Origin of the sequence: Actinorhabdospora filicis, assembly GCF_030269765.1 — a bacterium.
Taxonomy (GTDB): domain Bacteria; phylum Actinomycetota; class Actinomycetes; order Mycobacteriales; family Micromonosporaceae; genus Actinorhabdospora; species Actinorhabdospora filicis.
This window is the reverse complement of record NZ_BSTX01000002.1, coordinates 1,090,335-1,110,705: the sequence shown is the minus strand read 5'-3', so window position 1 is coordinate 1,110,705 and position 20,371 is coordinate 1,090,335. Positions and strand designations below refer to the sequence as shown.

At 73.0% G+C, this 20,371-nt stretch carries 24 protein-coding genes; 11 read left to right on the top strand and 13 right to left on the bottom strand.

What is annotated here, in order from left to right; translation table 11 throughout:
• Nucleotides 1-7: 7 nt before the first annotated feature.
• Nucleotides 8-1,345: an MFS transporter gene (locus QSK10_RS18020; protein ID WP_285664000.1), complete on the bottom strand. Its 1,338-nt coding sequence runs from the start codon at nt 1,343-1,345 to the stop codon at nt 8-10.
• Nucleotides 1,342-2,148, bottom strand: a complete 807-nt coding sequence (locus QSK10_RS18015) for a glycerophosphodiester phosphodiesterase family protein (RefSeq protein WP_285663999.1) — start codon at nt 2,146-2,148, stop codon at nt 1,342-1,344. The genes QSK10_RS18020 and QSK10_RS18015 overlap by 4 nt, the downstream gene beginning before the upstream one ends.
• 158 nt (nt 2,149-2,306) lie before the next feature.
• Here QSK10_RS18015 and QSK10_RS18010 point away from each other — a divergent pair, with 158 nt between their 5' ends.
• The 3 genes from QSK10_RS18010 to QSK10_RS18000 all read left to right on the top strand — a co-directional run bounded on the left by QSK10_RS18010 (nt 2,307) and on the right by QSK10_RS18000 (nt 6,139).
• On the top strand, nt 2,307-3,734 hold the full coding sequence (locus QSK10_RS18010) for an Hsp70 family protein (RefSeq protein ID WP_285663998.1): 1,428 nt from the start codon (nt 2,307-2,309) through the stop codon (nt 3,732-3,734).
• A 123-nt stretch (nt 3,735-3,857) separates the two neighbouring features.
• Entirely contained in the window at nt 3,858-4,883 is a 1,026-nt protein-coding gene (locus QSK10_RS18005) for an aldo/keto reductase family protein (protein WP_285663997.1), read from the top strand.
• Nucleotides 4,883-6,139, top strand: coding sequence for an MFS transporter (locus tag QSK10_RS18000; protein ID WP_285663996.1), 1,257 nt, complete (start codon nt 4,883-4,885; stop codon nt 6,137-6,139). Before QSK10_RS18005 ends, QSK10_RS18000 begins: the two co-directional genes overlap by 1 nt.
• On the opposite strand, the gene QSK10_RS17995 is transcribed toward QSK10_RS18000, so the two are convergent.
• The 6 genes from QSK10_RS17995 to QSK10_RS17970 are packed head-to-tail and all read right to left on the bottom strand — an operon-like array spanning nt 6,136 to nt 10,160.
• Complete coding sequence (locus QSK10_RS17995) at nt 6,136-6,909, bottom strand: APH(3') family aminoglycoside O-phosphotransferase (protein ID WP_285663995.1); 774 nt, start codon at nt 6,907-6,909, stop codon at nt 6,136-6,138. The two genes, QSK10_RS18000 and QSK10_RS17995, sit on opposite strands and share 4 nt — an antisense overlap.
• A gap of 43 nt (nt 6,910-6,952) precedes the next feature.
• The gene (locus QSK10_RS17990) at nt 6,953-7,585 is read right to left on the bottom strand and encodes a sulfotransferase family protein (protein WP_285663994.1); all 633 of its coding nucleotides are present in this window, start codon (nt 7,583-7,585) and stop codon (nt 6,953-6,955) included.
• Nucleotides 7,586-7,644: 59 nt separating this feature from the next.
• Entirely contained in the window at nt 7,645-8,439 is a 795-nt protein-coding gene (locus tag QSK10_RS17985; RefSeq protein ID WP_285663993.1) for an APH(3') family aminoglycoside O-phosphotransferase, read from the bottom strand.
• The gene (locus QSK10_RS17980; RefSeq protein WP_285663992.1) at nt 8,432-9,007 is read right to left on the bottom strand and encodes a GNAT family N-acetyltransferase; all 576 of its coding nucleotides are present in this window, start codon (nt 9,005-9,007) and stop codon (nt 8,432-8,434) included. Before QSK10_RS17980 ends, QSK10_RS17985 begins: the two co-directional genes overlap by 8 nt.
• 39 nt (nt 9,008-9,046) lie before the next feature.
• Nucleotides 9,047-9,598 carry a methylated-DNA--[protein]-cysteine S-methyltransferase gene (locus QSK10_RS17975; protein WP_285663991.1) on the bottom strand — a complete coding sequence of 184 codons (552 nt, stop codon included), beginning with the start codon at nt 9,596-9,598 and terminating at the stop codon, nt 9,047-9,049.
• On the bottom strand, nt 9,585-10,160 hold the full coding sequence (locus QSK10_RS17970) for an RNA polymerase sigma factor (protein ID WP_285663990.1): 576 nt from the start codon (nt 10,158-10,160) through the stop codon (nt 9,585-9,587). Before QSK10_RS17970 ends, QSK10_RS17975 begins: the two co-directional genes overlap by 14 nt.
• A 65-nt stretch (nt 10,161-10,225) precedes the next feature.
• On the opposite strand from QSK10_RS17970, the gene QSK10_RS17965 reads away from it, so the two are divergent.
• Entirely contained in the window at nt 10,226-10,888 is a 663-nt protein-coding gene (locus QSK10_RS17965) for a spermine/spermidine synthase domain-containing protein (RefSeq protein WP_285663989.1), read from the top strand.
• Here QSK10_RS17965 and QSK10_RS17960 read toward each other — a convergent pair.
• A complete protein-coding gene (locus QSK10_RS17960) occupies nt 10,870-11,343 on the bottom strand; it encodes a GNAT family N-acetyltransferase (protein ID WP_285663988.1) in 474 nt (157 codons plus the stop codon). The genes QSK10_RS17965 and QSK10_RS17960 overlap by 19 nt on opposite strands.
• Before the next feature lie 67 nt (nt 11,344-11,410).
• Here QSK10_RS17960 and QSK10_RS17955 point away from each other — a divergent pair, with 67 nt between their 5' ends.
• Entirely contained in the window at nt 11,411-11,857 is a 447-nt protein-coding gene (locus QSK10_RS17955) for an NUDIX domain-containing protein (RefSeq protein WP_285663987.1), read from the top strand.
• 67 nt (nt 11,858-11,924) lie between these two features.
• On the top strand, nt 11,925-12,764 hold the full coding sequence (locus tag QSK10_RS17950) for an SRPBCC domain-containing protein (protein ID WP_285663986.1): 840 nt from the start codon (nt 11,925-11,927) through the stop codon (nt 12,762-12,764).
• On the opposite strand, the gene QSK10_RS17945 is transcribed toward QSK10_RS17950, so the two are convergent.
• On the bottom strand, nt 12,752-13,549 hold the full coding sequence (locus tag QSK10_RS17945; protein WP_285663985.1) for an exodeoxyribonuclease III: 798 nt from the start codon (nt 13,547-13,549) through the stop codon (nt 12,752-12,754). The two genes, QSK10_RS17950 and QSK10_RS17945, sit on opposite strands and share 13 nt — an antisense overlap.
• Before the next feature lie 47 nt (nt 13,550-13,596).
• Here QSK10_RS17945 and QSK10_RS17940 point away from each other — a divergent pair, with 47 nt between their 5' ends.
• Genes QSK10_RS17940 through QSK10_RS17930 form a run of 3 tightly spaced genes read left to right on the top strand, consistent with a single transcriptional unit; the run spans nt 13,597 to nt 16,321 of the window.
• On the top strand, nt 13,597-14,034 hold the full coding sequence (locus QSK10_RS17940; RefSeq protein WP_285663984.1) for an NUDIX hydrolase: 438 nt from the start codon (nt 13,597-13,599) through the stop codon (nt 14,032-14,034).
• 47 nt (nt 14,035-14,081) lie between these two features.
• The gene (locus tag QSK10_RS17935) at nt 14,082-15,548 is read left to right on the top strand and encodes a M81 family metallopeptidase (protein WP_285663983.1); all 1,467 of its coding nucleotides are present in this window, start codon (nt 14,082-14,084) and stop codon (nt 15,546-15,548) included.
• Nucleotides 15,545-16,321 (top strand): phosphotransferase, encoded by a 777-nt coding sequence (locus tag QSK10_RS17930; protein ID WP_285663982.1) that lies wholly within the window; start codon nt 15,545-15,547, stop codon nt 16,319-16,321. Before QSK10_RS17935 ends, QSK10_RS17930 begins: the two co-directional genes overlap by 4 nt.
• Here the strand turns inward: QSK10_RS17930 and QSK10_RS17925 are convergent.
• Together QSK10_RS17925 and QSK10_RS17920 are read right to left on the bottom strand one after the other, a co-directional pair.
• Nucleotides 16,292-17,263: a tyrosine-type recombinase/integrase gene (locus QSK10_RS17925; RefSeq protein ID WP_285663981.1), complete on the bottom strand. Its 972-nt coding sequence runs from the start codon at nt 17,261-17,263 to the stop codon at nt 16,292-16,294. The genes QSK10_RS17930 and QSK10_RS17925 overlap by 30 nt on opposite strands.
• 9 nt (nt 17,264-17,272) lie before the next feature.
• Complete coding sequence (locus QSK10_RS17920; protein WP_285663980.1) at nt 17,273-18,262, bottom strand: phosphotransferase; 990 nt, start codon at nt 18,260-18,262, stop codon at nt 17,273-17,275.
• A gap of 38 nt (nt 18,263-18,300) precedes the next feature.
• Here QSK10_RS17920 and QSK10_RS17915 point away from each other — a divergent pair, with 38 nt between their 5' ends.
• Nucleotides 18,301-18,897 carry a rhomboid family intramembrane serine protease gene (locus QSK10_RS17915; RefSeq protein ID WP_285663979.1) on the top strand — a complete coding sequence of 199 codons (597 nt, stop codon included), beginning with the start codon at nt 18,301-18,303 and terminating at the stop codon, nt 18,895-18,897.
• On the opposite strand, the gene QSK10_RS17910 is transcribed toward QSK10_RS17915, so the two are convergent.
• Nucleotides 18,887-19,828: an epimerase gene (locus QSK10_RS17910; RefSeq protein ID WP_285663978.1), complete on the bottom strand. Its 942-nt coding sequence runs from the start codon at nt 19,826-19,828 to the stop codon at nt 18,887-18,889. The two genes, QSK10_RS17915 and QSK10_RS17910, sit on opposite strands and share 11 nt — an antisense overlap.
• Nucleotides 19,829-19,924: 96 nt before the next feature.
• Between QSK10_RS17910 and QSK10_RS17905 the strand changes: the two genes are divergently transcribed.
• Nucleotides 19,925-20,371 carry a helix-turn-helix transcriptional regulator gene (locus tag QSK10_RS17905; protein ID WP_285663977.1) on the top strand — a complete coding sequence of 149 codons (447 nt, stop codon included), beginning with the start codon at nt 19,925-19,927 and terminating at the stop codon, nt 20,369-20,371.

Below are 20,371 nucleotides of genomic sequence, written 5' to 3'. Positions count from 1 at the left end.
CGCCGGTTCACAGACGCGCGGGTGGGGTGTTGCCCGCCGCGGCGATCGCCTTGCGCATCGGCACGAAGAACAACAGCGCGAAGCCCACCAGGAAGAACACGATCAGCGACACGATCGCCCACCGGTAGGAGCCGGTCGCGCTGTAGGTGAACCCGAACACCAGCGGCCCCAGCCAGCTGGTGCCCTTGTCGCTGATCTCGTAGAGACCGAAGTACTCGCCCTCGTGACCCTTGGGGATCAGCTGGCTGAACAGCGAGCGCGACAGCGCCTGCGAGCCGCCCAGCACGAACCCGATCGACACCCCCAGCGCCAGGAACATCGCCACGTTCCCGGCGGGGATGAAGTAGGCGGCCACCACGATGACCACCCACACCGCCAGCGACACCAGCACCGTCTTCCACGCGCCGATCGACTTGGCCAGCCTGCCCAGCGCCATCGCCCCGGCGAAGGCCACGAACTGCACCAGCAGGATCGTGGGCATCAGCACGGTGTTGTCGAAGCCCAGTTCCTCCGAGCCGTACTGCCCGGCCAGCGCGATCACCGTCTGGATGCCGTCGTTGTAGATGAGGAACGTGATCAGGAAGAACAGCGTCAGCGGGTAGGCGCGCATGCCCTTGAGGGTGCGGAAGAACTCCCGGAAACCGTCGGTGAGCACCGAGCCGCGCGGGTGCTCGCCCAGTACCGGCTCCCGGTTGACCAGGCGTTTGACGGTGATCGTGGTGAAACCGGCCCACCACAGGCCCGCCGACACCAGCGACCAGCGCGCCACCTCGCCCTGGTGGTCGCTCCACACCAGCACCGCCGCGACGTTCAGCAGCAGCAGCGTCCCGCCGCCCAGGTACCCGATGGCCCAGCCCCGGCTGGAGACGGCGTCGCGGTCCTCCTCGCTGGAGATCTGCGGCAGGAACGAGTTGTAGACCACCACCGAGGCGCCCAGGGCGACGTTGGCGACCAGGAACAGGGCCGCGCCCAGCAGGAACCGCGAGCCGGTCAGGAACACCAGGCCCGTGGTGGCCGCCGCGCCGGTGTAGGCCAGCAGGCCCAGCAGCTGGCGCTTGCGGCGGGAGCGGTCGGCGATCGCGCCGGTCACCGGCAGCACCAGGACCTGCAGGATCACCGACAGGCTGGTCACGTACGGCCACAGCGAACCGGCCGGGATGTGCCAGCCCAGCACCGAGATCTCACCGTTGGCGTCGGCGCCGTTCTTGGCGATCGCCGTCAGGTAGGGACCGAGGAAGGCGGTGACCACGGTGGTGGAGAACGCCGAGTTCGCCCAGTCGTAGATGTACCAGCCGGTGCGTTCGCGCCGGGTGCTGGAGCCGTAACCGGCCTCGATGGTGCTCATGCGGGCATACCGTCCATGGGGGTGGGGTCAGGCCATAGGCCGCGGGCGGTGTAGACCTCTTTGAGCACGTCCAGGCGGTCGGTCATGACGCCGTCGACGCCGAGGTCCAGCAGGGCGTTGATGGTGGGGGCATCGTCCACTGTCCACACGTGTACGTCAAGACCCAGGTCGTGGGCGTGGGCCACGAAGCGCCGGTCGACGACCCGGATGGGTCCCGAGCGGACCGGGACCTGCAACGCCACCGCTCCCGCCACCCCGCCGCGCCGCGAGCGCGGCATGAGGGAGGCGAGTTTGAAGCGGGCGACTTCTTTGGGGCCCATGGAGGTCGCCAGGCGCGGTCCGGCGGCTTTGCGGACGCGGGCGAGGCGGGCGTCGGAGAACGCCCCGATGCAGACCCGGTCGAGGCTGTTGGTGGCGTTGAGGGCGGCGAGGGTGGATTCGACGGCGGTGTCGGTTTTGATGTCGATGTTGAAGCGGATGTGCGGCCAGGCGCCCAGGACGTCGTCCAGGCGCGGGATGAGGGGTTCGCCGCTCAGGCGGATGGCGGCCAGGTCGGGCCAGGCGAGGTCCTCCACGCGGCGGGGGTCGCCGGTGAGGCGTTTGAGGGTGGGATCGTGGAAGAGGACCGGTACGCCGTCGGTGGACACGTGCACGTCGGTCTCGATGTAGCGGTAGCCGGCCTCGGCGGCGCGGGCCAGGGCCGCCGAGGAGTTCTCGTCGCCCTGGGCGCCGCCGCCGCGGTGGGCGAAGGCGATGGGGTGGGGGGCGTCGAGGTACGGGTGCGGGCGGGGCCGGTGTGGCATGGCTACGAGTATCCCGGGCCTGTCGAACCCGGCGTGTCCACTTCAGAACGTTCCGGTGACGTCGCGGTGGGTGTCGGGTGAGGCCACCCGCACGGCCGACTCCCAGCGGGTGTGACGGTAGGCAGTATGGTGTGCGGTCGGGGAAGGAGATAACTCGGATGCGCGTGCTCGGTATTGACTTCGGTACCTCCAATACGGTGGCGATCCTGCGAATGCCCGATGGGCGTACGCGGCCGCTGCTGTTCGACGGTTCGCCGTTGCAGCCCTCGGCGGTGTACCTCGCCCCCGACGGGCGGATGCTCGTCGGCCGCGACGCCGAACGCAACGCCCGCGTCGACCCGTCGCGCTTCGAGCCCAACCCGAAGCGGCGTATCGACGACGGTTCGGTGTTCCTGGGCGACCAGGAGATCGCGGTGCCCAGGCTGATGGCCTATGTCCTGGAGCAGATCCTGACCGAGGCCCGCCGCCAGATCGGCGGCCAGCCCGAGCAGCTGCGGATGACCCATCCCGCGCGCTGGGGTGAGCGGCGCCGGTCGCTGCTGATCGAGGCCGCCCACATCGCGGGCCTGCCCAAGCCGCAGCTGATTCCGGAGCCGGTGGGCGCGGCGTCCTATTTCGCGACCGTGCTGGGCACCTCGGTGCCGGTGGGCCGGTCGCTGGCGATCTACGACCTGGGCGGCGGGACCTTCGACGCCACGGTCGTGCGGCGCACCCAGACCGGTTTCGAGGTCTTGAGCGAGGAGGGCCTCAACGACGTCGGTGGCCTGGACTTCGACCACTCGATCGTGGAGCACCTGGGGCAGACCTACGGGGCGTCCAACCCGGCGGTGTGGCAGAAGCTGATCAACCCCGTCGACGACAAGGACCGCCGTTACCGGCGGATGCTGTACGAGGACGTGCGCGGCGCCAAGGAGATGCTGTCGCGCACCGCCAGCGCCGACATCCACCTGCCGGCCCTCGACGTCGACGCGCACCTGACGCGCGAGGAGTTCGAGAACCTGGCCCGCCCGCACCTGGAGCGGACCGTGGAGTGCATGGGCCGCGCGATCGCCGCGGCGCGGCTGACGCCCAAGGACCTGGTGGGGATCTTCCTGGTGGGCGGTTCCAGCCGCATCCCGCTGGCGGCGCATCTGCTGCACAAGGAGATGGGCGTGGCACCGCGCACCATCGAGCAGCCCGAGACGGTCGTGGTCGAGGGCGTGCTGGCCGTGGGCGGTCCCGGTGGGGCGGCTCCGGCGCGCCCGGTGGGCCCGCCGGTGTCGGGCCCGGCGCGTCCGGCGGTGATTCCCAACCGCCCGGTCAGCGGCCCGCCGCCGCAGCAGCCGCCGCGTCCGCCGGTGATGCAGCAGCCCCCGATTCGTCCCGTGCAGCCTCAGCCGCAGCCGGTGATGCGCCCGGCGCCGCAGCCGCCGATCGTGCAGCCCCGGGTGGTGCCGCCGCCGGTGGTCCAGCAGCCGGTCAAGCCGCCGGTGGCCAAGAAGGCCTGGCACCAGGAACCGGCGGTGGTGGCCACGATCGCGGTGGCCGGCATCCTCGTGCTCGGTTTCATCGTGCTGCTGGTGGTCGCCCTCAACGGCAACAGCTGACCCGCGTGTTCCACGAAAACCCGCCGCGCTGAGCGCGGCGGGTTTTCACGTTTCCCGCCGAACCGAACGGGTGTAATGTCCCTAGGCGTCAATTCCCCCTTACATTTGGACGGTTCCCACCCCATGTTGTTCCGCTCCCTCGGCAGCAGCGGCCTCAAGATCTCCGCCCTCACCTTCGGCAACTGGCTCGCCGGTGCCGACCCCTCCCAGCTGGCCGCGTGCGTGCGCGCGGCCCTGGACGCCGGTGTCACCACCTTCGACACCGCCGACGTCTACGGCAACCCCGACTTCGGCGCCGGCGAGCGCGCCCTGGGCGAGGCCCTGGCCGGTGTGCGCCGCGAGTCGCTGGTCATCGCCACGAAGGTCGCCCTGCCCACCGGGGACGGCCCCAATGACCGCGGGCTGTCCCGCAAGCACGTGATGGAGTCGGCCGAGGCGTCGCTGCGGCGGCTGCGCACCGATCACATCGACCTCTACCAGGCGCATCGTTTCGATCCCGACACGCCGCTGGAGGAGACCATGAGCGCTTTCGCCGACCTGGTCCACCAGGGCAAGGTCGGGTACCTGGGCGTGTCGGAGTGGACGGCGGCCCAGATCGAGGCCGCGCACGCGCTGACGCGGGAGCTGCGGGTGCCGCTGGTGTCCAGCCAGCCGCAGTACTCGATGCTGTGGCGGGTCCCCGAGGCCGAGGTCGTGCCCACCAGTATGCGGCTGGGGCTGGGGCAGATCGTGTGGTCGCCGCTGGCGCAGGGCGTCCTGGCCGGGCGCTACCCGCCCGGTGACGGCGTGCCCGAGGGGTCGCGGGCGACCACCGAGCGCGGGAAGCTGTTCGTGAGCCGGTACATGTCGCGGGCGGTCCTGGAGGCGGTGCAGCGGCTGCGGCCCATCGCCGATGAGGTGGGGCTGAGCATGGCGCAGCTGGCGCTGGCGTGGGTCCTGCACCGGCCCGGGGTGGCCTCGGCGATCATGGGTGCCTCGCGGCCCGAGCAGGTCGCGGCCAACGCCGCGGCGGTGGAGGCGACGCTGCCCGGGGACGTCTTCGCCGCCGTCGACGCCGCGCTGGTCGACCCCGTCCACGGTGACCTCGTCGAACGCGACGGCGCCAAGGTCGCCCGCGCGATGGACGTCATGCCGGCCTGGCGCGAGTGATGCCCGGCCTGCTCGCCCGGGTGGCGCCCGATCTGGGGCCGCTGCGGTCGTCTCCGGCCTACCGCAGGTTGCTGGGCGGGCAGGTCGTGTCACTGGTCGGTACGCAGATCACGCAGGTCGCCGTCCCGCTCCAGGTGTGGGAGGCGACCCGCTCGTCGCTGGCGGTGTCGCTGATCGGGGTCGCCGGTCTGGTGCCGCTGGTGGTGTTCGGTCTCTACGGCGGGGCCATCGCCGACGCCGTCGACCGGCGCCGCCTGGTGCTGGTGACCTCCACGGTGATGCTGGCCGTCAGCGCGGTCCTGCTGGTGCAGGCGGTGCTGGGGTCGCCGCACGTGTGGCTGCTGTTCGTGTGCGTGGCGGTGCAGGCGGGGGCGGCGGCGGTCGATTCGCCCGCCCGGTCCTCGATGATCCCGCAGCTGCTGCCGGGCACGTCGCTGGCGGCGGCCAACAACCTGCGGCAGGCCGGTTTCCAGTCGGGGATGATCGCCGGGCCGCTGCTGGCGGGCGTCATCGTCGGCGCGGGCGGCTACGGGTGGGCCTATGCCGCCGACGTGGTGTCCTTCGCGGCGGTGTTCTACTCGGTGCTGCGGCTGCCGTCGATGCCGCCCGGCGACGGGGGACGCCCGGCGGGCCTGTCGTCGGTCCTGGAGGGCCTGCGGTTCCTGGCCGGGAACAAGACGCTGCTGATGACCTTCCTGGTCGACATCAACGCCATGGTCTTCGCCGCGCCCAGGGCCCTGTTCCCGGCCCTGGCCTACGGGACCTTCCACGGCGACGCGGCCACCGCCGGTCTGCTCTACGCCGCCCCGGCCGTCGGCGCCTTCGCGGTGACCCTGGTCGGGGGAGCGGTGGCGCGGGTGCGGCGGATGGGCCTGGGCGTGATCGTCTCGATCGCGATCTGGGGCCTGGCGGTGGCGCTGCTGGGCGCCACCTCGTGGCTGTGGCTGGGCCTGAGCGCGCTGCTGGTGGCCGGTGCCGCCGACACCGTCTCGGCCATCTACCGCTCCACCATGCTGCAACTGGGCACGCCACCGGGCATGCAGGGACGCCTCCAGGGCGCCCACATCGTGGTCGTCACCGGCGGGCCGCGCCTGGGCGACATCCGCACCGGCGCGACCGCGGCGTGGTGGGGGACGGGCGCGTCGCTGGTCTCCGGCGGCCTGGTGTGCCTGGCCGGGATCATCGCGCTGGCCCTGGCGGTGCCGTCCTTCGCCCGCTACGACGCGCGCAAGGCCGAGGCCGCTCGCGGCGGCTAGGGGAACTCGTCCAGCAACCGGTACAGCTCGATCCGCAGCGCGTCGGGCGGGTGGGCGCCGTAGGCGCGCAGAAACGCCTCGGCGTGCGCCGGGCCGAACTGCGGATTGAGATCGGAGACGATCGACCGCGCCATGACCGCCACATCGGTGTAGCGGTCGGCGACACCCAGCCGCCCCACGTCGATGATCCCGGTGACGGCCAGGGAATCGGCCTCCAGCAGCACGTTCGGCAGGCAGAAGTCGCCGTGGCAGACCACCGGCTCCTCCACCGGCCCGGCCGCCAGCAGCGCGTGGAGCTCGGCCAGCAGCCGCGCACCGTCCTCGGGATCCGCCCGGCCCGCGGCCACATCGGCACGGGCCCGCGGCACGCGCACCGCCAGCCGCCGGTCGAAGGGACAGCCCTCCACCGCGACGGCGTGCAGCTCACGCGCGAAACCGCCCAGGACCCCGGCCACCGCGAGCCTGCGCCCCTGCGGCCACGGGTCGGAGGCCGGGCGCCCGGGCAGCGTCACCGTCACCACGAACGCGTGCCCCTCGACCTCACCGGTCTCGATCACCTCCGGCGCGGGCACCCCGGCCTTCGCCAGCCACGCCAGGCGCTCGCCCTCGGCGGCGACCTCGCCGTCACCGATCTTGACGTGCAGGCGCGAAGGCCCACTGAGGCGGTACACCCCGGCGCCGGACATGCCCAGGGTGACCGGTTCCCACTCGTGGGCGGGGTAGCGGTGGCGCAGGCGGCTCACGGCGGCGTCGCGGCTCGGTTGGGTCATGGCCTCGATTGTGGCCACCGGCGCCGCCGTGAGCACCGGCTTTTCACTTGCCCGGTGTCACGCCCTCGGCCAGGCGCCGCGCCCACTCCTCGCGGGTGTTGAGGTGGGGGAGGGGTTCCTCGGGCACCGGCACGCCCAGGGCCTCGCACAGCGGGCCCCAGCCCTGCTTGGCGTTCCACTCCAGCAGCCGGCCGGCGGGGGCGGTGTCGCGCACGTGCTGGAGGTAGGCGTCGTAGGCCTTCACCCCGGCGGCCGGGTCGTCGAAGAGCTCACCGAAGACGTGCCGCCACAGGCCTTGCGCCATGGCGAAGAACTCCGGCGGGGCGAAGTCGGGCCGGCGGCGGTAGGCCTGGGCCATGACCGTGGCGTCCATGCTGCCCCACCAGGTGGGGCCGTCGTCGCGCACCGACAGCACGATCAGCGCCTCGGGGTTGGCCTCGGCCAGCTGTGGCCAGTACGCCGAGGCCGGCCAGTCCACGGCGCTGGTGTAGCCGTCCAGGAGCCCGTCGAGCCGGTCTGTGTCGCCCTCGGTGACGGCCTTCCAGCCCTCCAGGTGGTCGGGATGCTCGAAGACCTCGGTCATGTGGTAGCAGGAGCCGCCGACCAGCATGGGGAGGGCGGCTTTGAGTGTGGACGTTCCCGTGCGGGGCAGGCCCGCTCCGATCACACGCAGCATTGTCCACATGGTACTGAAACATTCTCGTAACACAACATGCGTGGTCAACGGGTGCGGTTTCAGCAGAACTCGTCCAGAAGCCGGTAGAGCCCCACTCGTTCCGGATCGGCCGGAATCTCCCCGTAGCGGTACATGAACCGGTCGGTGTACTCCCGGCCCAGGTCGTCCAGGTCGCGCGTCATCAGCGCCAGGTCGGCGTAGCGGTCGGCCACGCCCAGCCGCCCGACGTCGAGGAGGCCGACGACCTGGAGCGTGACGGGGTCCAGCAGCACGTTGGCGTCGGTGAGGTCGCCGTGGCAGACGGCCGTCTCCTCCACCTGGACGCGGCCCAGCCGCTCCTCCAGCGACGCCAGCAGGCGCGTGCCGTCCCAGCCCAGGTGCGCCTCGTCGAGATCGCCCAGGTCCACCTCGCCCAGGCCCACCGCGGTGGCGGCGTTGGGGACGGTGACCGCCAGGCCGCGGTCGAAGGGGCAGGCGTCGGCGGGCAGGGCGTGCAGGACGCGCGCGAGGTCGGCCACCGCGTCCACCGCCGCCAGCAGCCGCTCCGGTTCCCATTCCGGGGACATGGGCACGCCCGCGACGGCGGTGGTCACCAGGTAGGTCCACTCGCCGACCCGCCCGGTGTCGGCGACCTCGGGCACCGGCAGGCCCTGCCGGGCCAGCCAGTCCAGGCGCGGTGCCTCGGCGGCCACGTCGAAACCGGGGTCGGGATGCAGCGGCGGCGCCCCGATCTTCACGTACAGGTCGCTCGCACCGCTCAGGTGGAAGACGCCCGCGCCGGACCGGCCCTCGGTGACCGGCCGCCATTCGTGCCGGCCGTAGCGGGCTCGCAGCAGTGCCAGGGCCTCATCCACGGGGTGTCCAATCCGCAGACCGCATCCGGTACAGGACATGGCGCACCAGGTGCGAATGCGTCCAGGGCGGCACCATCGGATGGTCGAAGTCGTCACCGGGGTCGCGGACCATGCCCAGCCGCTCCATCACCGCCATCGAGCGGGTGTTGACGGTGGCGGTGAACGCCACGATCTCCTCGCGTCCCAGCGTCGTGAAGGCGAAGTCGAGGCAGGCGCGCGCGGCCTCGGTGGCGTACCCGTGCCCCCACGCCGGGCGCGCCAGGCGCCACGCGATCTCCAGGGCCGGGGTGAACGGCGCCTCGAAGGTCGCCGGGTTGAGGCCGGTGAAGCCGATGAACTCACCGGTGGCGGCCACCTCCAGCGCCCACAGCCCGAAGCCGTTCTGCTCGAAGCGTTCTTCGACGCGCTCGGCGAAGAGCTCGGACTGGGCACGGGTCAAGGTGGACTGGAAGTACTTCATGACCGCGGGGTCGGCGCTCATCGCGGCCCACGGCTCGCGGTCGGATTCCCGCCACCGGCGCAGCAGCAGGCGCTCGGTGGCGAACTCGGGGGCGGGTGCGTGGTCCACCGCTGCATGGTAGACGTCCGCGCCCGCCCGCCCCGGTATTTATTCGATGGCGCCCTCACCGCGCAGCAGCGTGGTCTTGGCGTCCACGCCGAAGATGTACTGGCCCAGGCCGTCGGCACGCACGATGCGGTGGCAGGGGATCAGCAGCGGGACGGGGTTGTGGCCCAGCGCGCTGCCCACCGCGCGCACCGCCTTGGGGTTGCCGATGCGCTCGGCGATCCAGGTGTAGGGCCTGACCTGTCCGCGCGGGATCGTCCGCGCCGCGCTCAGCACCGAGGACGCGAACGGCGTCAGCCACGTCAGGTCGTAATCCAGGCCGCCGCCGTCACCGGTGGCGAGGGCGTCGGTGAGCGCGGCCGGGGGGTGGTCGGTGCGCAGCAGCGGGCGGGCGAAGCGGGCCTTGAACTCCTCGGCCAGGGTGCCCAGGGCCGCCGGGCGCAGCCACGCCACGCCGTGTTCGGTGTAGGCGACGTCGACGTCGCCGAGGGGGCTGGTGGCGCGGGTCCAGCGGGCGGTGATGCGGTCGAAGACGCGGGCCGGTGGCGCGGCGGCCAGCCCGGCGAGGGCCTGTTCGAGGTCATCGAGCGGCATTGACGGCCTCCCTGTGATGGACGCGGAGCGCGGCGAGGCCGCGGGAGACATGGGATTTGGCGGTGCCTTCGGGCACGCCCAGGACCTGGGCGATCTCGGCGATCGGGAGATCGAGGACGTGGCGCAGGACGACCGCTTCGCGCTGCCTTTCGGGTAGCAGCGCCAAGCGCGCGGCCAGTTCACGGGCGGTCTCATTCTGCTCGGCGGCGCGGGCCGGGTTCTGGGTGGGGTCGCAGCGGTCGGGGGCGTTGTCCAGCGGCCCGGGCGGTGGCTTGCGGGCCTTGGTGCGCCGGTCGTTGCGGAGGGTGTTGAGGGCGATGGTCAGCAGCCAGGCCCGGGGCTGGAGGGTGTCCAGGTCGGGCGGGCGGGTGGAGATGAGCGACCGGTAGGCGCGCAGGAACGTCTCGGCGGTGAGGTCCTCGGCGTCGGCGGGCGAGCCGGTGGCGCGCAGGGCGACGGTGTGCACGTAGACGCGGTAGGCGTCGTAGAGGCCCGCGAAGCCGGTGTCGAGGTCCTCGCGCAGCGCGTCGAGGATGGGGACGGGATCGTCAGGTCGGCTCACGTTGAACAGAACACCGCGGGGCCCGCGTTAGTTGCACGAGTTCGGCGACTCGTAGGCTGTGTGTTATGTCACGGAGTGGTGCGGTGGTTCTGGCGCGCGTTCACGGACGTCAGGGTGAGCTGGTGTTGCGTCGAGTCGACGGGCACTTCGAGATCATCAGCAACGGGGTGTTCCTGATGGACACCCGCAACGGGGAGTCGGAGCGCGTCCTGGTGCGCGCGGCCGTGGAGGCGGTCAAGGGCGATGGCGCGCGGATGCTGATCGGCGGCCTCGGCGTGGGCTTCTCCCTCGCCGAGGCCGCGCGTCATCCCCGCGTGGGATGGGTGACGGTGGTGGAGTGCGAGCCGTCGGTGATCGCCTGGCACGCCTCTCACCTCGCCGACTTCTCCGCCGGGGCGGTGCGCAGCCCGGATGTGACGGTGGTCTGCGCCGATCTGCTGGCGTGGCTGCGTCAGGCGCCCGAGGGCTGCGCCTTCGACGCGATCTGCCTGGACATCGACAACGGTCCCGACTGGACGGTGACCCCGGCCAACGCCGAGCTGTACACCGGGGACGGGCTGGGGCTGGTGTGCTCGCGGCTGGCGCCCGGTGGCGCGGCGGCGTTCTGGAGCGCCTCGGCGTCGGAGGCCTTCGAGGAGCGGCTGCGGGAGCGGTTCGCCGCGGTGCGCGTCATCGAGGTCCCGGTGCCGCGCGGCCCGGCCGACGTGGTCTACGTGGCCTCGACCTGAGCCTCCAGGACGAGGTGGTGGGGCGCGAAGCCGTTGCGCCGGTAGAAGCGGATCGCGTCGTCGTTGGCGGCGTAGGCGGTGACGGCCAGCCGGTCGGCCTTCTTGTCGAGCGCCCAGGCGCGGAAGGCCTCCACCAGCGCCGAACCGACGCCCCCGTCACGGGCCTCGGGGCGCACGTACATGCTGCGCAGGGTCGCCAGCCGGATCGGTCGCATGTGGCTCGCCTGGGCGACGTCCCCGGTCAGGGACCCCACAACGCGCCCGTCGCGGATCGCGGCCAGGATCAGCCGCTCGGGGTCGCCGATGCCCTCGGTCAGCGACTGGGCGGCGTTGGTGCGCGGCCAGTCGAGGTTCATGGTGGGGTCACGGGTCCCGGCGTCCTCGCTGAACAGCCCGATGGAGCACTCCACCAGGCCGGGAACGTCGTCGTGGACGGCGGTTCGGATCTCGGTCATGGCAGAAGGCTAGAGGCCGCCGGTCGCCCATAAATATGACGCGGGCCACGGGACTAGCGTGTGCGGCATGGAGACGATCTTTCGCCGCGCCGTGCGCGTGGTGTGCCTGGACGCCGGTGGGCGCGTGCTGCTGATGCGCTGGCGCGACCCGGTCTCGGGGAACACGCTGTGGGAGCCGCCCGGCGGCGGCGTCGATCCCGGTGAGGACGACCTGACCGCCGCGCGCCGGGAACTGGCCGAGGAGACCGGCCTGGACCCGGCGGCGGTGGGCGAGGCCAGTGTCGCCGTCGAGCGCGACGTGATCTGGGCCGGCAAGAACTTCGTCGGCACCGAATCGTTCTTCCTGGCCTGCTTCGCCACCGACGAGCCCGCCCTGGACGGCGCCGGGCGCCTGGACTACGAGAACGAGCAGCTGGTCGACACCCGCTGGACGCCCCTGGAGGAGCTGGCGGGCGTGGAGAGCCTGGAGCCGCCGCGGCTGGCCGAGGTCATCGCCGCCCTCCGGGCGGGCTGACCGTCAAGGCCGCGCCGGTGGGAGCGGAACGGGAGTGGGACCCCGCCACGCTGGGTATGGTCCCGTGATGAACGAGACCTTCACCATCACCGGCGGCCGGGGTGTCCTGACCGCGTCGTGGCCCATGGACCGCCCGCCCGAGCAGGTGTGGCGCTCACTGGTGGACGCCGACCGGCTCGCCGAGTGGTTCCCCGCCCGCGCCGAGATCGACGGCGACGTCATCGTCTTCCGCTTCCCCGACGACCCCGGGGAACCGGCCGAGGGCAAGGTCACCGAACGCGTGGAGGGCTCGGTGCTGGCCTACGGGTGGGGTGGCGACCTGCTGCGCTGGGAGGTCTCACCCGAGGGGGTCCTGTCGCTGCGGCACACCTTCGACGACGTGCCCGGCGCGGCCAGTTTCGCCGCGGGCTGGACGGCGTGCGCGGCGGCGCTGCGGGGGTCCCTGCACGGGCTGGCGCCGGTGGAGAACACCGCGTGGGCGGCCGACCACGAGCGCTTCGCGGCGATGTTCGCACTCGGCGAGGGCGTGGCCGAAGACGACGGGGACGGCTGGAAGGTCCGCGTAGAGCGGCAGCTTCCGGCGAGCGTGGAGGCGACCTGGGCCCACCTGGGCGAGCCGTCCTTCACCGACGTCGGGGAGCCGGTCCCGCCGGGGTTCCTGGCCCCGGGCCTGCTCGCCGGGCCGGTCACCGGCGTCGAGGCGCCCTTCCACCTGGGCTACCGCTGGCGGGACGCCTCGGGCGCCGAGCGCGGGGACGTGCGCTGGGAACTGGCGCAGGGCACCGGCGGCGCACGCCTGCTGCTGACCCAGACCGGCACCGGTGAGGGCGCCGAGCGGGCCCGGCTCGCCTGGCGCGACGTCGTCGCGCGGCTGGCGGCCGGGCTGCTGCTGTCTCACACGTCGTAGTGGACGCTGACCGGGGCGTGGTCCGACCAGCGGGCGGCGTGCTCGGCCGCGCGCTCGACCTCGGCGTGGACGGCCTTGGCGGCCAGCCCGGCGGTGGCGATGTGGTAGTCGATGCGCCAGCCGGCGTCGTTGTCGAAGGCGCGGCCGCGGTAGGTCCACCACGTGTAGGGACCCGGGCCCTCGGGGTGCAGCTCACGGAAGACGTCGACGTAACCGGCCTCGTCGAAGACCGTCGACAGCCAGGCGCGCTCCTCGGGGGTGAACCCGGCCTGCTTCTGGTTGGTCCGCCAGTTCTTGAGGTCGATCTCCTTGTGGGCGATGTTCCAGTCGCCGCAGACCACGACCTCGCGGCCCTCGGCCAGAGCGCGGTCGCGCAGGGCCAGCAGGTAGGCGTGGAACTCCTTGCAGAAGCGCTCCTTTTCCTCCTGGCGGGCGGTGCCGACCTCACCGGAGGGCAGGTACAGGCTGGCCACGGTCACCCCGGGCAGGTCGACCTCGATGTAGCGGCCCGACTCGTCGAACTCCGCCGAGGAGAACCCGACCTGCACCCGGGAGGGCTCTAGTCGGGTGAGCACCGCCACCCCCGCGCGGCCCTTGGCCGAGGAGGAGGCGGTCGCCTGGAACCAGCCCGCCGAGGCCAGCACCTCCGCCGGCCACTCCTCGGGCGTGGCGCGCACCTCCTGCAGGCACACCACGTCGGCGTCGGTGGCCGAAAGCCACTCCACCAGGCCCTTCTTGGCCGCCGCCCGTACCCCGTTCACGTTCACCGTCGACACTCTCAGCACGTCCTGCACGGTACCCGCCGCCGGCCGGAGCAGGGCATCCTGGACGCGTGGCGTTCCTCAAAAAGAAGCGAATCCAGCGCGTGGCCGCCTACGGCCTGGCCCGCGAGGGCGAGCGGATCCTGATGGTCCGGGCCGGGCGCGGCCTCCACGACGCGCCCGGGCAGTGGATGCTGCCCGGCGGCGGCGTCGAACACGGCGAGCACCCGCAGGAGGCCGTGGTGCGCGAACTGGCCGAGGAGACCGGCCTGCGCGTGAGCGGACCGGACCTGCTGCACGTGGGCAGCGAACACAAGATCGTGCGCGGCGCCGACTTCCACTGCGTCTTCTTCGTCTACGCCGTGCAGGTCACCGGCGGTCGCCTGCGCGCCGAACCCGACGGCGCCACCAGCGGCCCCTCCTGGATCGAGACCGCCGCCCTGCCGGGGATGTCCATCATGGACGCGCACGCGCAGATCCTGCCCGCACTCATCACGCAGGCTCCCTGACAGTTACCCCTTCCGCGCGGCCCCGCCCGCGAGTAAGGTCACGGGCCATGATCACCTCCCCGCGCATCGCCGTAGGCGGCGTCCACATCGAAAGCAGCACCTTCAGCCCCCACCGGGCCGCCGACGCCGACTTCACCGTCACCCGCGACGCCGACCTGCTGGCCCGCTACGACGCCCTGCCCACCGGACTGTCCCCCCACGCGCGGTGGGTGCCCCTGGTCCACGCCCGCGCCCTGCCCGGCGGCGCCGTCACCGCCGAGTTCTGGAAGAAGATCTCCACCGAACTCCTGGACCGCCTGGCCGCCGCCCACGCCGCCGAGCCCCTCGACGGGGTCTACCTCGACATCCACGGCGCCATGAGCGTCGAGGGCGTCACCGACGCCGAAGGCGAGCTCGCCGAGGCCGTGCGCGCCATCGTGGGCCCCGATGTGCTGGTGTCGGCGTCGATGGACCCGCACGGCAACGTCTCGCGGAAGCTGGCCGAGAACCTGGACCTGGCGACCTCGCACCGGATGTCGCCGCACGAGGACTGGCTGCTGACCATGCAGCGCGCCCAGGACAACCTGGTGGCGTGCCTGCGCGAGGGCGTGCGTCCCCGCAAGGCGTGGGTGACGGTGCCGGTGCTGCTGGGCGGGGAGAAGGCCTGCACCCGTGACGAGCCGGCCAAGGGCCTCTACGGGGCCCTTCCGGCCATCGAGGCCCTCGACGGGGTCATCGACGCCGCGATCTGGATCGGTTACGCCTGGGCCGATGAGCCGCGCTGCAAGGCCGCCGTGCTGGTCACCGGCACCGACGCCGGTCTGATCGCGGCCAAGGCGCGGGAACTGGCGCGCGGCTGGTGGGAGGCGCGCGGCGACTTCGGTTTCTCCACCCGCACCGCCGACGCCGACGGCGCCATCGCCGAGGCGATGGAGTCTAGCGAGCGTCCCTTCTTCATCTCCGACTCCGGTGACAACCCCACCGCCGGTGGCTCCGGGGACGTCCCGTACACCCTGACCCGCCTGCTGGCCCACCCCGGGCTGGCCGCCGGTGACAAGAGCGCGATCTGGGCGTCGGTGGTGGCGCCGGAGGCGGTGGCGGTGTGCGTGGCGGCCGGGCTGGGCGGGCGCGTGGACGTCGAGGTCGGCGGCGCGCTGGGTTACGCGGGCGGTGCGAGTGTGCCGCTGTCGGGGACGGTGACCTCGATCCTGCGCGATGATGCCACCGGCGGCGATCTGGCGGTGGTCACCTCCGGCGGGGTCCACGCGATCTTGACCTCTCGCCGCAAGCCCTACCACTACGTCTCCGACTTCACCGAGCTCGGCCTGGACATCGCCGCCGTCGACGCGGTCGTGGTCAAGATCGGGTACCTGGTGCCCGATCTGTTCGACGCCGCCGCCGACTGGATCCTGGCGCTGACCCCCGGTGGCGTCGACCAGGACATCGTGCGCCTGGGGCATGGCGGTGTGGTGCGGCCCATCTACCCGCTGGACGCCGGGATGGGCGAGCCCGACCTGACCCCGGTGGTGTGGTGAGCGAGGAGGCCCTGGCCGGTGGCGGGGTGAACGCGGTCTCGCGCGTGGGCGACACGGTGCGCCGCCCCACCGGGCGGCACACCCCGGCCGTGCACGCCCTGTTGCGGCATCTGGAGGCCGCGGGTTTCAAGGGCGCCCCGCGCGTCCACGGTTTCGACGAGCGGGGCCGGGAGATCCTCGATCACCTCGACGGGCGGGTGGCGCATCCGCCGCTGCCGGGCTGGGCCTCCGGTGACGAGGCGCTGGTGGCGGCCGGGCGCCTGATCCGCGCCTTCCACGACGCCAGCGTGGGCTTGTCCGGTGAGCATCCGTGGATGTTCCCGGCCCGGGAGCCGGCCGAGGTGATCTGCCACGGCGATCTGGCGCCCTACAACTGCGTCTACCGCGAGGCGATCCCGGCCGGGCTCATCGACTTCGACACCGCCCACCCGGGGCCGCGCGTGTGGGACCTGGCCTACGCCGCCTACCGGTTCACGCCGCTGACCGACCCGTTCGGGCCCGAGGGCGGATTCGACATCCTCCGGCAGACCAGGCGCCTGGGGCTCTTCGCCGACGCCTACGGGCTGGACGAGGCGTCCCGCGGGGTGCTGGTGGAGACCGCCGCGCTGCGCCTGGAGGCGCTGGTGGAGCACATGCGCGCGCGGGCCGCCGCCGGTGACGCCGCCTTCGCCGGGCACATCGCCGAAGGCCACGACGCCTTCTACCTGGCCGACATCGCCTACCTGCGCGCCAATGCCGGCGCCCTATCGCAGGGGCTTGGCCTCGGGCAGTGACAGCCGGTCCACCGCCGCCCGCCTGGCGCGTTCCGGGCGCCGGTCGTAGCGGGCGGTGGTGGCCGGTGAGGCGTGCCCGACCAGGCCCTGCGCGGTGGCCAGGTCGACCCCGGCGTCCAGCAGCTCGCCGATGAAGGTGCGCCGGAAGTCGTGCGGGCTGCGGGTGGGTGCCTCGGCCTGGGCCAGGCGCCGGGTGAGGATGTCGGCGATCGCCTGCCCGGTCATGGCCGCCACCGCCCCGTCGCGGACGCGCAGCCGCCCGGCTTTGTTGATGGCCCCGAACAGCGCGCCGGGGACGCGCCCGCGCGCCGCCAGCCACGCCTCGACCCGCGCCACCGCCTGCGAGGTCAGGTACACCAGGCGCTGCTTGTTGCGTTTACCGGTGACGGTGAACGAGCGCGCCATCGAGTCGTAGTCGCCCAGGGCCAGCCCGGCGATCTCGGCGCGGCGGGCTCCGGTGGAGTAGAGCACCGCCAGCAGCGCGGCGTCGCGGCGACCGGCGGGGCCCTCGTCGGCGTCGCAGGCGGCCAGGGCGGCGCCCAGGATCTCGGCGGGCACGTGCTGGCCGTGGGGGAGGCGCACGTTGTCCACGGTGGCCAGGTCGGCGGCGCGCTGGTAGTCCTCGGCGCTCATCAGCCCCAGCCGCCAGGCTTCCTTCAGCACCCGCCGCAAGGCCACCAGGTGCTTGTTCACGTACGCCGGGGACCAGCCCTGCTCGGACAGGATCACCCGGATGCGGGTGGTGTGCTCGTAGCGCAGCAGGTGCCAGGGCTGGCCCGAGCCGTCGGTGTTGTCATCGCCGGTCAGCAGCCGCGCGATGCGGTCCAGGCAGCCGCGCATGGATCGCCGCGACTCCGCCGAGTCCAGCGCGTCCAGGTAGGTGCGGTACGGGTCGCCGCCGGGCCGCTCGGGCAGCCGGGGAACCTCCACGATGGACGACACCCGCCCACCCTAGACGCCCAGCCACCCCGCCCACCGCTCCACACCCTGCGCGTAGCGGACGAGGTCGCCCAGCAGTCCCGGCACCGCCTCCTCGGCCAGGTCCCGCCGGGCGGCGTGCTCGTCGAGGGCGTGCCGCAGGTGCATCTCGGTCCAGTTGGCGTGCTTGACCAGCCACGCCGCCAGGGTCTCCGCACCGCTCACCCGGCCCTTGCCGCCCGCGGCGGCATAGGCCTCCAGCAGTGCCCGGGCCGCCGCGCGGCCGGGTTCGCCGGCCTTGACCCCCGACCACTCCAGGCAGGCCGCGGCCAGCTCCTCATCGGCCGTCCACGGGCCCGCCACGTCCCAGTCCACGATCACCGGGAAGCCACCGGCGGCCGTCAGCGCGTTCTTGGGCCCCAGATCCCGGTGCGTGGCGATCACCGGGCGGTTCACCGTCGCGCGCTCGGCGGCCAGTTCCCGCACCACCCGCCACGCCCTGCGCGCATCCGGCATCAGGCCCGCCCAGGAGCGCCCCCGGGCGCGCCCTGCGAGCGCGGCCAGGTGCGCGTCGTCGTGGGTGGCCACCATGGGTGCGGCGTCGGGGTCGCAGGCCAGCGGGAGGCGGTGGAGGGTGGCCAGGTGGACGCCGATGCGCGAGGCCAGCAGCGGGTCGCGGGTGGCCTGCGGCACGGGTGCGCCCTCGGCCCATTCGTGGACGCGGACGCACAGCCCGTCGATCTCGGCGATGGCGGCGCCGCCGGTGAACACCGGGCGCGGCAGGGTCAGGCCCGCGCGCCCGGCGGCGATCTCGATGGCCACCGCCTCGTCCATCATCTCCGGCCACCTGGGGGATCGGGCGTGGTCGACGCTGCGGTCGAAGACCTTCACCGCCCAGCGGCCCTTGGCCGTGGTCAGCCGCCACACGCGGTGGGAGAAGGCGCCGGGGACCGCGCGGGGGTGGCCGCGGACCTCGCCCAGGCCGTAGGCGCGGGCGATGCGCGCGGCGGTGACGTCGTCCACGGTCGGCTCCCTTTGTCGCACCCGTCTACCTTGGAACCATGAGCGAGACTCACGGCCCATTGCGGCGAGGCGTGCGCGACGCGCTTCCGGGCGTCATCGGACTGCTCGCCGCGACCGCCCTGCTGTGGGTGGTCGAGGCGGCCGACGCCGTCCTGCCCGGCGAATTCGACGAGGCCGGGATCGTCCCCCGCGACGGCGATGGTCTCATGGGGATCTTGCTGGCGCCGTTCCTGCACGCCGATTTCGGCCATCTGGCGGCCAACACCGTCCCCCTGGTGGTGCTGGGGGTCCTGGCGGCGCTGGCCGGGACGGCCCGGTTCGTGCTGGCCACGCTGTTGATCATGGCCGTCTCCGGGCTGGGGGTGTGGCTGACGGCCCCGGCCAACACCGTCACCGTGGGTGCCTCGGGCGTGGTGTTCGGGTACCTGGGGTACGTGGTGGCGCGGGCGGTCTTCGACCGGAACCTGCTGTACGCCGGTATCGCGATCGCGGTGGTGCTCGTCTACGGCGGACTGGTGTGGGGCGTGCTGCCGGGGGCCGCGGGAGTCTCGTGGCAGGGGCACCTGTTCGGGCTGATCGGCGGGGTCCTGGCGGCCTGGCTGCTGCGCGGGGCGCGCGCGAAGGTCACCGTCTAGCGACCAGGTCGGCCGCCGCGCTCGGCCAGTGGGGGTGGGTGAAGGCGAACCCGGCCTCGGTGAGGCGGCCGGGGACCACGCGGCGGCTCTTGAGCAGCAGCTCGGTGTCGGCCCGCATCGCCCACGCGCCGATCTCGGCCATCCAGGCGGTGGCCGGCAGGCCCGGCGGGCGGCGCCACGCCCGGCGCAGGGCGCGGGCGAAGGCGGCCTGCGGCAGCGGATTCGGGGCGGCGAGGTTGACCGGCCCGGCCAGGTCCTGGCGGTCGATGAGGAACTCCACCGCCCGGGCGAAATCTCTCTCGTGGATCCAGGACACGTACTGGCGGCCACCGGCGACCGGGCCGCCCAGGCCCAGCCGCGCCAGCCGGGACAGCACGTCGAAGACGCTGCCGCGGTCGGGGCTCATCACCATCGCCGAGCGCAGCGCGACCTTGCGGGTGCCGGGGGTGCGCGCCTCGGCGAGGGCGGCCTCCCAGGCCACGGCGATGTCGATGGAGCGGTCCCAGTAGCGGGGGACGCCGAGCTCGCCGCCGCCGATCACGCCGGTGGCCTCGTCGTTGGCGGCGTCGAAGCGGTGGGCGTAGACGGTGGCCGTCGACATCTGCAGCCACACCCGCGGCGGGCGGCGCGCGGCGGCGATCGCCTCGCCGACGGCGCGGGTGGAATCGACGCGCGAGTCCATCATCTCGGCCAGGTTGGCCTCGGTGTAGCGGCAGCCGACGCTGCGCCCGGCGAGGTTGACCACGGCGTCGCAGCCGTCCAGGTGCGCCCACCACGGGCCCTCGCCCGAGGCGTCCCACACCTCCCCGCGGGCACCCGGCACGGTGCGCCCGGTGCGGCTCATGACCACCACCTCGTGGCCGCCGGCGGCGAAGTGGCGGGCGAGGGCGGCTCCCACGTGGCCGCTGCCGCCGGGCATGACGATCTTCATTCGGGCACCTCCCGGGTCGGGACACCACCAGCCTAGACCTAGTTGAACGCGTTCAAAACGCTGGGGCGGGCCGGTCGCCTATGGCACCATGAGCGGGTGAGCGGCATCTCCGCCGACCAGAAGCGCCTGCGGGACCTGGCGCTGCTGCGCCGCGTCCGCGACCGCATCGACCGCGAGTACGCCCGCCCGCTGGACGTGGAGGCGCTCGCCAAAGGCGTCCACATGTCGGCGGGGCACCTGAGCCGGGAGTTCAAGCGCGCCTACGGCGAATCGCCCTACGGGTACCTGATGACCCGGCGCATCGAGCGGGCGATGGCGCTGCTGCGCCGCGGCGACCTGAGCGTCACCGAGGTCTCGGTGGCCGTGGGGTGCGCCTCCCTGGGCACCTTCAGCACCCGTTTCACCGAGCTGGTGGGCGTCCCGCCGAGCGTGTACCGGCAGCGGGCCCTGGAGGCCACCACCGAGGGCATGCCCTCCTGCGTGGTCAAACAGGTCACCAGGCCGATCAGGAATCGAGAAGCACCGCCACCGGCGCGCGCCTAG